This window comes from Citrobacter freundii complex sp. CFNIH9, assembly GCF_002903305.1.
Lineage (GTDB): Bacteria > Pseudomonadota > Gammaproteobacteria > Enterobacterales > Enterobacteriaceae > Citrobacter > Citrobacter portucalensis.
Map to the genome: position 1 here is coordinate 1,117,939 of NZ_CP026238.1, position 12,907 is coordinate 1,130,845.

Below are 12,907 nucleotides of genomic sequence, written 5' to 3' on the forward strand. Positions count from 1 at the left end.
TAGTTCCGTTAGGGATCACGGGTAGGAGCCACCTTTATGAGTCAGAATACGCTGAAAGTTCATGATTTAAATGAAGATGCGGAATTTGATGAGAACGGAGTAGAGGCTTTTGATGAAAAAGCCTTGAGTGAAGAGGAACCCAGTGATAACGACCTGGCTGAAGAAGAGCTGTTATCGCAGGGGGCCACACAGCGTGTGTTGGACGCGACTCAGCTTTACCTTGGTGAGATTGGTTATTCACCACTGTTAACAGCCGAAGAAGAAGTTTATTTTGCGCGTCGCGCACTGCGTGGGGATGTCGCTTCTCGCCGTCGCATGATTGAAAGTAACCTGCGTCTGGTGGTGAAAATTGCTCGTCGTTATGGCAATCGTGGTCTGGCATTGCTGGACCTGATTGAAGAGGGCAATCTGGGACTGATCCGTGCCGTCGAGAAGTTTGACCCGGAACGCGGGTTCCGCTTCTCAACATACGCAACCTGGTGGATCCGCCAGACGATTGAACGGGCGATTATGAACCAAACCCGTACGATCCGACTGCCGATCCACATTGTAAAAGAGCTGAACGTCTATCTGCGTACCGCGCGTGAGTTGTCGCATAAACTGGACCACGAACCGAGCGCAGAAGAGATTGCTGAACAACTGGATAAACCGGTTGATGACGTCAGCCGTATGCTCCGACTCAACGAGCGTATTACCTCGGTAGACACCCCGCTGGGTGGCGATTCCGAAAAAGCGTTGCTGGATATTCTGGCCGATGAAAAGGAAAACGGCCCGGAAGACACCACGCAAGACGATGATATGAAACAGAGCATCGTCAAATGGCTGTTCGAACTGAACGCCAAACAGCGTGAAGTGCTGGCACGTCGTTTTGGTCTGCTGGGGTACGAAGCTGCGACACTGGAAGATGTGGGCCGTGAAATTGGTCTCACCCGTGAACGTGTTCGCCAGATTCAGGTTGAAGGTCTGCGTCGTCTGCGTGAAATCCTGCAGACTCAGGGACTGAATATCGAAGCGCTTTTCCGCGAGTAAGCACAAGTTCTATCAAGAAAGGCCAGTCTCATTGGGACTGGCCTTTTTCTATGTTTGTTGCCTGATGGCACTGCGTTTATCAGGCCTGCGGGGAGCAGGACTTTGTAGGCCGGATAAGACATTTATGTCGCCATCCGGCAGATTAGTTCATCATCTTACGCACCAGACGTGTGAACTGCTCGCGTTCTTCTTCGCTAAGTCTGCCCAGAAACTCATCATCCACGCTATCGCCTAACGGAGTTGCGCTGGCCAGTAATGCTTCTCCTTGCGCGGTCAAATAAACAAACCGTCGACGCTTATCTGCCGGGTCATGTTCACGCCTGACCAGCTCCCGTTTTTCCATTCGGCTCAGCATTTCCGCAAGGGTTGCTTTGGTACAGACTGCGGCTTCGGTCAGGTCAACCTGCTCAATGCCGGGACGTTCAGCAATGGCGCGCATCACCGCATACTGTGGTTTGGTCAGATCCGGTAATTCATGTTGCCAGCGGGACGTATGCTGCTGGAAGAGCTGACGTAAAAGGTGAAATGCTTTATTTCGTAACGGCATGAGCGCTCCGGAATTCCTGTCAGTCTCTATCATAGCGGGTTACGCATCTTTTTTTAACAATTGCGGCTTTAGCGATCTGTGCTCGATGACCTTGCCCGAAATGTTATGTGAGAGTATTTTAATCAAAACGTTCGTACACGAACAAAAAATCGAGAAACTAAATGAGACTGATTGTCGGAATGACCGGGGCAACCGGTGCGCCCCTTGGTGTGTCGCTATTGCAGGCGCTGCGGGAAATGCCCGAGGTGGAAACCCATCTGGTGCTGTCAAAGTGGGCCAAAACCACTATTGAACTGGAAACACCGTACAGCGTCCGTGATGTGTCTGCGTTGGCCGATTTTTGCCACAACCCGGCGGACCAGTCGGCAACCATCTCCTCTGGATCGTTTCGTACTGACGGCATGATCATTATCCCCTGCAGTATGAAAACGCTGGCCGGTATTTGTGCAGGCTACGCGGAAGGGCTGGTGGGGCGCGCTGCTGATGTGGTGCTGAAAGAAGGGCGCAAGCTGGTTCTGGTTCCGCGTGAAATGCCGCTTAGCACGATTCATCTGGAAAACATGCTCGCACTTTCCCGCATGGGCGTGGCGATGGTCCCGCCGATGCCCGCGTATTACAACCACCCGCAAACGGTCGATGACATCACTCAGCATATCGTTGCGCGTGTGCTCGATCAGTTTGGTCTGGAACACCCCAACGCCCGTCGCTGGCAGGGTTTACGGCAGGCGCAGAATTTTTCACAGGAGAATGAATAATGGCATTTGATGATTTGCGCAGCTTTTTACAGGCGCTGGATGACCAGGGGCAATTGCTGAAAATCAGTGAAGAAGTTAACGCCGAGCCGGATCTGGCTGCGGCAGCCAATGCGACCGGGCGCATTGGTGACGGTGCGCCAGCGCTGTGGTTTGACAATATTCGTGGTTTTACCGATGCCCGCGTGGCGATGAACACTATTGGTTCGTGGCAGAATCACGCCATCTCTTTAGGCCTGCCGCCAAATACCCCGGTGAAAAAACAGATTGATGAGTTTATTCGCCGTTGGGATAAATTTCCGGTTACGCCGGAGCGTCGCGCCAATCCGGCGTGGGCCGAAAACTGTGTTGATGGTGATGAGATCAACCTGTTTGATATTCTGCCGCTGTTTCGCCTGAACGATGGCGACGGCGGTTTCTATCTTGATAAAGCCTGCGTGGTGTCGCGCGATCCGCTGGATCCGGACAACTTTGGCAAACAGAACGTCGGCATTTATCGTATGGAAGTGAAGGGTAAACGCAAGCTTGGCCTGCAGCCGGTGCCGATGCACGATATCGCGCTGCACCTGCATAAAGCCGAAGAGCGCGGTGAAGATCTGCCGATTGCCATCACGCTGGGTAACGATCCGATCATCACCCTGATGGGGGCCACGCCGCTGAAGTACGATCAGTCGGAATACGAAATGGCGGGAGCACTGCGTGAAAGCCCGTATCCGATCGCTACCGCGCCGCTCACCGGCTTTGACGTGCCATGGGGTTCAGAAGTGATCCTCGAAGGGGTCATTGAAGGTCGTAAGCGTGAAATCGAAGGGCCGTTTGGCGAGTTTACCGGGCACTATTCCGGTGGACGTAATATGACGGTCGTGCGTATCGATAAAGTCTCTTATCGCACCAAACCTATTTTTGAATCGCTGTATCTGGGGATGCCGTGGACGGAGATTGACTACCTGATGGGGCCGGCAACCTGCGTACCGCTGTATCAACAGTTGAAAGCCGAATTCCCGGAAGTGCAGGCGGTGAATGCCATGTATACCCACGGTTTGCTGGCGATTATCTCCACCAAAAAACGCTACGGTGGCTTTGCCCGCGCGGTGGGGCTGCGCGCAATGACGACGCCGCATGGCCTGGGTTACGTGAAAATGGTGATTATGGTTGATGAGGATGTAGATCCGTTCAACCTGCCGCAGGTGATGTGGGCGCTGTCTTCGAAGGTCAATCCGGCGGGCGATCTGGTGCAATTGCCGAATATGTCGGTGCTGGAGCTTGATCCGGGTTCCAGTCCGGCGGGGATTACCGACAAGTTAATTATTGATGCGACCACGCCGGTTGCGCCGGATAACCGTGGGCACTACAGCCAGCCGGTATGTGATTTACCGGAAACGAAAGCCTGGGCAGAAAAACTGACCGCCATGCTGGCCAACCGTAAATAAGGAGTAGCAGATGATTTGTCCACGTTGTGCCGATGAACATATTGAAGTGATGGCAAACTCGCCGGTAAAAGGAGTCTGGACGGTATATCAGTGCCAGCATTGTCTATACACCTGGCGTGATACTGAGCCGCTACGCCGTACCAGCCGCGAGCACTACCCGCAAGCGTTTCGCATGACGCAGAAGGATATTGATGACGCACCGATGGTGCCGAGTATTCCACCGCTGCTGGCAGAAGATAAGCGCTAATCAACACGCCGGGTGCGGCTTTGCCTTACCCGGCCTACATATAGTGATATTTTATAGGCCCGATAAGCGTATCACCATCGGGCATTACGGCGTTACACCAGACTCTTCAACCGGTAGATCCACTCCAGCGCCTGGCGAGGCGTTAGCGAATCCGGGTCGAGATTTTCCAGTGCTTCAACGGCGGGTGACGTTTCTTCCGGAGCTGACAGGAGCGACATCTGTGTGCCGTCGACCTGGGTCGCAGCAACATTCGGCGCGATGCTTTCCAGTTCGCGCAGTTTTTGCCGCGCGCGTTTAATAACCTCTTTCGGCACGCCTGCCAGGGCTGCTACTGCCAGACCATAGCTCTTGCTCGCCGCACCATCCTGTACGCTGTGCATGAAGGCGATGGTATCGCCGTGCTCTAACGCATCCAGATGCACATTCGCGACGCCTTCCATTTTCTCCGGTAACTGAGTCAGTTCGAAGTAGTGGGTGGCAAATAACGTTAATGCTTTGATTTTATTGGCTAAATTTTCTGCGCACGCCCACGCCAGCGACAGGCCGTCGTAGGTGGAGGTCCCGCGTCCAATCTCATCCATCAGCACCAGGCTGTTCTCGGTGGCGTTATGCAGAATGTTGGCGGTTTCGGTCATTTCTACCATGAAGGTGGAACGACCGGAGGCCAGATCATCCGCCGCGCCCACGCGGGTAAAGATGCGGTCGATAGGCCCGATCTCCACTTTCTGCGCCGGAACGTAGCTGCCGATGTAGGCCAGCAGCGCAATTAACGCAGTCTGGCGCATATAGGTACTTTTACCCCCCATGTTCGGGCCGGTGATAATCAGCATCCGTCGCTGAGGCGAGAGGTTAAGTGGGTTGGCGATAAACGGCTCGGTCAGCACCTGTTCAACCACCGGATGACGTCCCTCGGTAATACGAATACCAGGCTTGTCGGTGAAGGTCGGGCAGGTGTAATTCAGGGTATAAGCGCGTTCCGCAAGGTTGACCAGTACGTCCAGTTCTGCCAGCGCGCTGGCGCTTTGTTGCAAATCAGCCAGGTGCGGCAGCAGCATGTCGAACAGCTCATCGTACAGCTGTTTTTCCAGCGCCAGCGCTTTGCCTTTTGATGTCAGAACTTTGTCTTCGTACTCTTTCAGCTCCGGAATAATGTAGCGTTCGGCGTTTTTCAGCGTCTGGCGACGCACATAGTTAATCGGCGCCAGATGACTTTGCCCGCGACTGATCTGAATGTAGTAGCCGTGAACGGCGTTAAACCCAACCTTCAGCGTATCAAGGCCGGTGCGCTCGCGCTCACGGATTTCCAGTCTGTCCAGATAGTCAGTTGCGCCATCAGCCAGCGCTCGCCACTCGTCCAGTTCTTCGTTATAGCCGGGGGCGATGACGCCACCGTCGCGAACCAGCACAGGTGGAGCTTCCACTACGGCACGTTCCAGCAGTTCACGCAGCTCAGCAAACTCACCCATTTTCTCGCGCAGCATCTGTACGGGGGCACTGTCTACGCTTTCCAGTTGTGCGCGCAGTTCCGGTAATTGCTGGAATGCATGACGCATACGGGCCAGATCGCGCGGACGCGCGGTACGCAGGGCCAGACGTGCAAGGATACGTTCAAGATCGCCGACCTGACGCAGCACGGGTTGCAATTCACCGGTGGAATCCTGTAGCGCGCCGATGGTCTGTTGGCGCTCAGTGAGGACTTTGGTGTCGCGGACCGGCATATGCAGCCAGCGCTTGAGCATACGGCTGCCCATCGGCGTCACGGTGCAGTCGAGTACTGAAGCCAGCGTGTTTTCAACACCGCCCGCCAGGTTCTGGGTAATTTCCAGATTGCGGCGCGTGGCGGCATCCATAATGATACTGTCCTGCTGACGTTCCATGGTGATGGAACGAATATGCGGCAGCGAGGTACGCTGGGTATCTTTTACGTATTGCAGCAGGCAGCCAGCCGCGCATAATCCACGCGGGGCGTTTTCTACGCCAAAGCCAATCAGATCCCGCGTGCCAAACTGCAGGTTTAGCTGCTGGCGAGCGGTATCGATTTCAAATTCCCATAGCGGACGACGACGTAATCCGCGACGTCCCTCAATCAGTGAAGTTTCAGCGAAATCTTCGGCATACAACAGTTCAGCGGGATTGGTGCGCTGCAATTCTGCGGCCATGGTCTCGCGGTCGGCGGGTTCGCTAACACGAAAACGCCCGGAGCTGATATCCAGCGTTGCGTAACCATAACCTTTACTGTCCTGCCAGATAGCGGCCAGCAGGTTGTCCTGGCGTTCCTGTAACAGCGCTTCATCACTGATGGTGCCTGGCGTGACGATACGCACCACTTTGCGCTCGACCGGACCTTTGCTGGTCGCCGGATCGCCAATCTGTTCACAAATAGCGACGGATTCACCCTGGTTGACCAGCTTGGCGAGGTAGTTTTCTACCGCATGGTGAGGAATGCCCGCCATCGGGATTGGCTCGCCCGCAGACGCGCCGCGTTTGGTCAGGGAGATATCAAGCAGCTGAGACGCACGTTTCGCATCGTCATAAAACAGTTCGTAAAAGTCGCCCATGCGGTAAAACAACAGTATCTCCGGGTGCTGGGCTTTCAGCTTGAGATACTGCTGCATCATTGGGGTGTGGTTCGTGAAGTCCGTATCAAGTGACTCTTTCATATCGCTTTTGCTCTTTTTTTAATCTTTTTGGGGACCTGGGCAGTCTCACGTGAGCCCCTGGAAACTCACATAAACCCACAAATTTGTCATTCGAAAGCCGCCTGATGGGCAGTAACGACGAGCGTTGGCTCTACCTGAATGGTCTATCTTATCACCGACAACGACCGAGATTCATCCGTAGGTTTTACCGCCAGGGTGCTGACGGATTATTGATTTTCCGGCAAAGCATAATTCTGGCAGTACAGATAGGGGATCCCCTCTTTGGTAATCAGGTATGTCGCGCTGTTCAGTGCAAAAAAATCGACGTTGGATACGCTGGTGTTGGTCAGGAAAAAATCGGGGAGGAGTTCCTGAATAAGGCTGGCGGGAGCTGTTTCGCGATTGGAAATTTGGATTTTCTGTGAAATCCAAACCGGGCTTGAGCCGTAGCTGGATTGTGTAAAAAGTACCATGCGTTGCACGGTTTGCTCATTATTTTCGGCATCTTTGATAATACCATCAATATTCACAATACCTTTACTGCCCCCGGTTTTAATATCAATAATCCCTCGGAACGAGCTTGTATTGCGTACAATTTCGATGGCAGAGCGGCAGGTGAGATCATGTAACTCGCCATTGTTCTTACTGTACCGATAGACGACAGTAAGAATAAGCGCAGCAAAACAAAGCAGCAGGATAATACCTGTCTGGATGCGGTACGTTCGGGGATATAAGTTCATTAGCTATCATACCGTGGGTAATATACCGACTGACAGGCATTTTCTTGCCTGGCTTTTATCGGTGAGCGACACACCAGTACGGACAGTTTCTTAGACTCAGGATAGGTCGTGATATAGATAAATTTATGGCTCTGACACAGTCCTGGGTTTTTGTCGATAAACGCGGTATGCCGGGAGAAATTACTGGCATCGTTATTGAAATAATACTGACAGCCAGTGGGTGCTTTATCCGCAGTTATATAGCCGGAGAAATAATCATCGCTGGCTTGCCACGGATATAATATAAGCACACAAATTATCAGGGTAAGTGCCAACATTACTGTTTCTGCAGCCGTTATCAAAGGTTGACGCGGTGTGTCAGCCAAAAATTCCTCAATGGTGGCATCTGGCGCTAAGGATTCTTCAGCAGAAGCAGAGTTCTCCTCCGGTGTTTCAATGACCTGAATATCAAACTCTTCTTGAATGATCAGCCCTTTGCGGGGGATCGTTGTGATCAGCGGTTGTTCAAGCTCCAGCTGCAGTAAGCTTTTACGCAACGAGAGAATGCTTTGATAAAAGGCGTTGAAACTCACCTGCCGGTGATTTTTACCCCAACCGAATTCCAGTAATTCGTTTTGAGAAACCACTTGCCCGCGATGTTGAATAAGTAATAAAAGACATAACGACGCTGATTGTTTGAGTTTTATCCGCTGATTGGGGTGATCTACCCGCGCCAGACATTGTGTGGCTGGCGTAAATATTATTCTATTTTCAATCAGATAACTGACATTGCCAGTCTCAGACATATTGTCTCTACTCTTGATGATGCGTCTGGTGGTTGTTTAGTCATGATACCACTGAGCCTATAAAGACCACCAGCATGGACCTGATCCCACAGCGAGAACCGCGAAGTGTTGCAATTTGGTATCATGATATAACAAGAATGATAACTTTTTAATGAAAATAAAACCCATTAAAATCAATTAATTGTATCTTTTTGGCTACTCTGCAAAGAACAGAAAGATGAAAAAATGTCGACAAAGATGATTGCCATTAATTCTTTATGGACAGCGCCATATACTGCCTGACACCACCACGCGAAAACAGCATGAACCTTAACGCGTCAATGGCACCAGGGAATGCCGGTGGTAGATGTAGATGGGAATAAATGTCAGCTTGTTTGCGAGCTGACATTTATTTTTAGTGCTGAGTAAATTTAACCATCTTTTTGACTAAGCCATAATTTGCGGTAGAGAGTCCCATGTTCCAGAAAGAAATTGAAAATGCTGTAGTGCTCGTTGGCGATGAAATGAAGAAGTCGGATAATGCCTGGCTGTCGTTACGTAAAAAACGTCAGCGTATTGATTTGAAGACCGATGGACAAATCTTATTTCTGGAGAAAGGGACTGTCTCTGTTTATCGTGTGGAAAACGATTTAGTCACGGTGAGTATTTCTGCACCTGCTATTCTCGGCCTGCCACAAATGCGTACGGAAGTGGCTGGCCACTATTTGCGTTGTGATACCGATTGTGAAATGTGGGCGATGAGCGTCCAAAATGCCGATCACCTGTTTACGACCAAAAACTTATGGAAGCAGGCGTTTGATATCTTAACGCATCATCTTCAACGTTATTTTCAGCGTGAAGCGTTGCAGTCGCACCGTACTATTCGTGAGCAGATTATTGAACACGTAAAATATATCTGGTCGATGGAACCAGAGGTTCGCGAGAAAACATCCGTGTATACTTTTATTTTGACCCGTAACCATATTTCACGTAGTGCTATCCATAAGGTGTTACAGGAGCTGGTTAATGACGGGAAAATCACCCTGAATCGTGGAAAGCTCTCTTTTTGCACGCCGTTATAAATTCATGCGCTCCCCGGCAAAATGTAAGGGAGCGCAACCGATCAACGTTCTCTGAGTGCTTCCGCGCGTGCGCGAATAATCGGTTTTAACAGGTAGCTCAGAATCGTTTTCTTGCCGGTGAGAATATCGACGCTCGCCACCATGCCGGGAATGATCAGCATCGGATGCTCTTTTGTTCCCAGGTAATTTTTATCCGTCTGCAAACGCACAATATAAAAGCTTCGCCCCTGCTTATCGGTAACGGTGTCCGGGCTTATCTGCACTACTTCGCCTTGCAGACCGCCATAGATGGTGTAATCGTAAGCGGTAAATTTCACCATCGCATGTTGACCCGGATGGAGGAAGGCGATATCGCGCGGCTGGATTTTGGCTTCGATTAACAGTTTGTCATCCAGCGGAACGATTTCCACCAGATCGCTGCCCGGTTGAATGACGCCGCCGATAGTATTCACCATCACCTGCTGGACGATACCCCGCACCGGTGAGGTGACCATGGTACGGTTCACCCGATCCTCCAGTGCTTTAACACTTGCTTGGGTTTTACTCAGATTGGTGCGAGCTTCATTGAGTTGGGCCAGCGCATCGCTCTGGAAACGGCCACGGCTTTCACCGATTTTATTCTCAATCTCTTTAATTTCTGACGTGGCCTTGGGGAGCGACAGGCTAATAGAATTGAGCTGCCCGGCGGTTTCCACTTCGGTACGACGCAGTCGCAACAGTTCGACTTTTGAAATGGCGCCTGAAGCGAGCAGCGGCTCGGACATTTTGATTTCCTGACGGATTAACCCGAGGCTGTGCTTAAACTGATCCTCCTTTGACTCAAAGTCGCGCAGCTCCTGTTTTTTCTGCACCAGCTGTTCTTCGAGCCCGGAAATTTCGTTGTGAAATTGTTCCCGACGGCTGTTGTACAGCTCGGTTTCTCCCCGGGCGACTTCCGGCGCCTGGCTGGCTATCTCGGGTGAAATCACAAAGTCCCGGTTTTCAACTTCCGCGGTCAGGCGTTCTACCTTGGCGCGCAGACCGAGTTTGTCGGCTTCAGTTTCACCCACGTTGGAGGCGAAGCGCGTGTCATCTAGGTGCAGTAGTGGAGTTCCGGCGTTAACGATTTGCCCTTCATGCACGTACAGCTCGGTGACAATTCCCCCTTCCAGGTTCTGGATTTTTTGCAGTTTTGATGAAGGGATCGCTTTGCCTTCACCGCGTGTCACTTCATCAATTTTTGCAAAACCAGCCCAGATGAAGGACAGCGCCACCAGCGCGAGGATCACCCACAACGTCAGTCGTATCACTCTTGGGGCGTCATCAATTATGGCCTGACTGATCTCATTAATACTGTCGGTTTGATTTTCATCACGACCGCGAAAATAGTGCTGCATATAGCTGCGGGCACGAGTCAGAAGATCAGCGAGACGCATTAATTTGCCCCTTTTTCAACGCATCCATCACTACCCCTTTCGGACCGTCTGCGATGATGCGACCTTTATCAACAATAATCAGACGGTCAACCAGCGACAGCATGGAAGCGCGGTGCGTGACCAGTAATAACGTTTTTCCCGCAATACAGGGGGCCAGCGCGTGTTTGATCTTCTCTTCGCTGGTGTTGTCCATCGAACTGGTGGGTTCATCCAGTAGCAGGAGAGGGGGATCAAGCAACAGTGCGCGCGCGAGCGCCACCGCCTGCCGTTGCCCGCCGGAAAGCTGGGAGCCGCGTTCGCCGACCTGCAGGTTATAGCCGTCAGGATGCAGGCGTGCGAATTCGTTGACGCCAGCCAGTTCTGCCGCTCGCAGCATGGTTTCGTCATCGACATAGCGCGCTCCGCACAGCAGGTTATCGCGCAGCGTGCCGTTGAATAGCTGGATGTCCTGTGGCACGTAGCCGATGCTGTGGCGCAGATCGTTCACATCCAGCTGACGAGAGTCGATACCATCGATCAGCAGGTTCCCGGCGCTCGGCTGGTATAAATTGACGATTAGTTTACTCAGCGAACTTTTACCGGAACCGCTGCGCCCGATAATGCCGATGCGCTCACCGGGCTGAATGGTCAGATTAATTTTGTGCAGCGACAGGTTTTGTTGCTCCGGATAGCTGAAATCCACATCGCGAAATTCAATACTGCCCTGTAACTGTTCACGCTTGAGTGGGTTTTCATCCGCACGGCGCTCCTGCGTCAGCGACATCATTTTCTCAGTGTTTTTGATGGTCAGTTTCGCCTGCTGATAGCGGGCGATAAGGCCAGTGAGCTGACCCAGCGGCATCAAGGCGCGACCATTGAGCATGTAGCAGGCGATCAAGCCACCCATACTCAGTTTGCCGTCGATAATCATGTACACCCCGACGATGATCATCACCACGCCTGAAATTTGCTGGAACCAGCCGGTGAGGTTGCTGGCCAGGCTGGACAAGGTTTTCACCCGCAGTTCGAGACGGCTCAGGCTACCCAGCGTTTGTTCCCACTGGAACTGGCGTTCGCTTTGGGCATTATTCACTTTGATGGCATCCAGACTGCTCAGGGTTTCAATCAGTAGTGCCTGACGTTCGCTGGCGAGGCTCATGGTTTTTGCCACCGCAGCGTTGACCGGCTTTTGTAGTGCCCAACTGCACAATAGGGCAATCGGTAATGTCAGTACCGGGATCCATGCCAGCGCGCCGCCGATAATGCCAATAACAACCAGCAGTAACAGGGTGAAGGGCAAATCGATAATTGTCGTCAAAGTGAGGGATGAGAGGAAATCACGCAGTGACTGAAACTCGTGAATGTTTTGTGCAAAGCTGCCCACGCGCGCCGGGCGCTCTTTCATCTCCATACCGACAATGCGCTCAAACAGGGTTGAAGAGATGATGAGATCGCTTTTCTTACCTGCAATATCAAGGCAGATACCGCGCAGCATTTTTAAAATCAGATCAAAGACAAAAGCCAGGCAGATGCCGACTGCCAGCACCCATAGTGTGACCGTTGCCTGGTTTGGCACGACGCGGTCATACACATTCATGGTAAAGAGCGGTGTGCCGAGCGCAATCAGGTTGATTAACAGACTGGCCAATACCGCATCCATATACAGAAAACGCGACAGCTTCAGCGTGTCTTTAAACCAGGATTTGGTGCGCGGCAGAAAGGCCTCTGCCTGCAAATCGAATTCGTGGCGCGGATGCGCAAAAATGACTTTGCCCGCATAGTTTTGCTCAAGCGTGGCGGCATCAACGCAAATTTCCCCACCTTCGCTTTCGCTGGGCATAAAGCGGGCGCTGCCGTCATCGTTCCATGCCAACAACACCCCGGTTCCCCCTGCGTTCAATAACAAGACAGCAGGCAGAGACATTGCCGGAATTTTATCGAGCGTGCGCGTGACGACTCGCGCCTTTAAACCGGCCCTTGCCGCTGCGCGTGGAAATATATTCAGCGTGAGCCGATCGTTTTCTAATGGCAGGCCACTGCTTAATGTTGAACGACTCGCCGGTTTACCGTGCAGAGAACACAGAATCAGTAAGCTATCTAATAACGGGTCGTCATTATGGCTACGTGGGTCGTGATGTTGAGAATTAGGACGAGCGTAATTCTCAGGGACGTCATTTAATAATTCGGCTTGTGCACTCATTTTTGCAACCATTCTGACCGTGCACGGTTAAATAATAGCAAGCTAATTATAAGCGTGCAGGTCAGAGATTTATTGGGGGTTAA

General features: G+C 51.9%; 11 protein-coding genes. 5 read left to right on the forward strand and 6 right to left on the reverse strand.

From position 1 onward, the window contains the following. Positions 1 to 36: 36 nt before the first annotated feature. A complete protein-coding gene (gene rpoS, locus C2U43_RS05670; protein ID WP_000081498.1) occupies positions 37 to 1,029 on the forward strand; it encodes an RNA polymerase sigma factor RpoS in 993 nt (330 codons plus the stop codon). A 142-nt stretch (positions 1,030 to 1,171) separates the two neighbouring features. Here rpoS and C2U43_RS05675 read toward each other — a convergent pair whose 3' ends face one another. After that, positions 1,172 to 1,576 (reverse strand): MarR family winged helix-turn-helix transcriptional regulator, encoded by a 405-nt coding sequence (locus C2U43_RS05675; RefSeq protein WP_032944816.1) that lies wholly within the window; start codon positions 1,574 to 1,576, stop codon positions 1,172 to 1,174. Positions 1,577 to 1,737: 161 nt separating this feature from the next. Here C2U43_RS05675 and C2U43_RS05680 point away from each other — a divergent pair, with 161 nt between their 5' ends. The 3 genes from C2U43_RS05680 to C2U43_RS05690 are packed head-to-tail and all read left to right on the forward strand — an operon-like array spanning position 1,738 to position 4,005. Further along, the gene (locus C2U43_RS05680) at positions 1,738 to 2,331 is read left to right on the forward strand and encodes a non-oxidative hydroxyarylic acid decarboxylases subunit B (RefSeq protein WP_103284788.1); all 594 of its coding nucleotides are present in this window, start codon (positions 1,738 to 1,740) and stop codon (positions 2,329 to 2,331) included. Beyond that, complete coding sequence (locus tag C2U43_RS05685; protein WP_048215658.1) at positions 2,331 to 3,758, forward strand: non-oxidative hydroxyarylic acid decarboxylases subunit C; 1,428 nt, start codon at positions 2,331 to 2,333, stop codon at positions 3,756 to 3,758. The genes C2U43_RS05680 and C2U43_RS05685 overlap by 1 nt, the downstream gene beginning before the upstream one ends. A gap of 10 nt (positions 3,759 to 3,768) precedes the next feature. After that, on the forward strand, positions 3,769 to 4,005 hold the full coding sequence (locus tag C2U43_RS05690) for a non-oxidative hydroxyarylic acid decarboxylases subunit D (protein WP_032944812.1): 237 nt from the start codon (positions 3,769 to 3,771) through the stop codon (positions 4,003 to 4,005). A 92-nt stretch (positions 4,006 to 4,097) separates the two neighbouring features. Here C2U43_RS05690 and mutS read toward each other — a convergent pair whose 3' ends face one another. The 3 genes from mutS to C2U43_RS05705 form a co-directional block, all read right to left on the reverse strand. Further along, positions 4,098 to 6,665: a DNA mismatch repair protein MutS gene (gene mutS, locus C2U43_RS05695; RefSeq protein ID WP_103284789.1), complete on the reverse strand. Its 2,568-nt coding sequence runs from the start codon at positions 6,663 to 6,665 to the stop codon at positions 4,098 to 4,100. Between the two features lie 206 nt (positions 6,666 to 6,871). Then, complete coding sequence (locus C2U43_RS05700; protein WP_103284790.1) at positions 6,872 to 7,384, reverse strand: hypothetical protein; 513 nt, start codon at positions 7,382 to 7,384, stop codon at positions 6,872 to 6,874. Further along, positions 7,384 to 8,169 carry a winged helix-turn-helix domain-containing protein gene (locus C2U43_RS05705; RefSeq protein WP_103284791.1) on the reverse strand — a complete coding sequence of 262 codons (786 nt, stop codon included), beginning with the start codon at positions 8,167 to 8,169 and terminating at the stop codon, positions 7,384 to 7,386. The genes C2U43_RS05700 and C2U43_RS05705 overlap by 1 nt, the downstream gene beginning before the upstream one ends. A gap of 455 nt (positions 8,170 to 8,624) precedes the next feature. Between C2U43_RS05705 and C2U43_RS05710 the strand changes: the two genes are divergently transcribed. Further along, positions 8,625 to 9,230 (forward strand): helix-turn-helix domain-containing protein, encoded by a 606-nt coding sequence (locus C2U43_RS05710; RefSeq protein ID WP_008785664.1) that lies wholly within the window; start codon positions 8,625 to 8,627, stop codon positions 9,228 to 9,230. Positions 9,231 to 9,271: 41 nt separating this feature from the next. Here the strand turns inward: C2U43_RS05710 and C2U43_RS05715 are convergent, their stop codons facing one another. Continuing rightward, positions 9,272 to 10,645: an HlyD family type I secretion periplasmic adaptor subunit gene (locus C2U43_RS05715; protein WP_103284792.1), complete on the reverse strand. Its 1,374-nt coding sequence runs from the start codon at positions 10,643 to 10,645 to the stop codon at positions 9,272 to 9,274. Next, entirely contained in the window at positions 10,632 to 12,824 is a 2,193-nt protein-coding gene (locus tag C2U43_RS05720) for a type I secretion system permease/ATPase (protein WP_233899583.1), read from the reverse strand. The genes C2U43_RS05715 and C2U43_RS05720 overlap by 14 nt, the downstream gene beginning before the upstream one ends. Between the last annotated feature and the right edge of the window lie 83 nt (positions 12,825 to 12,907).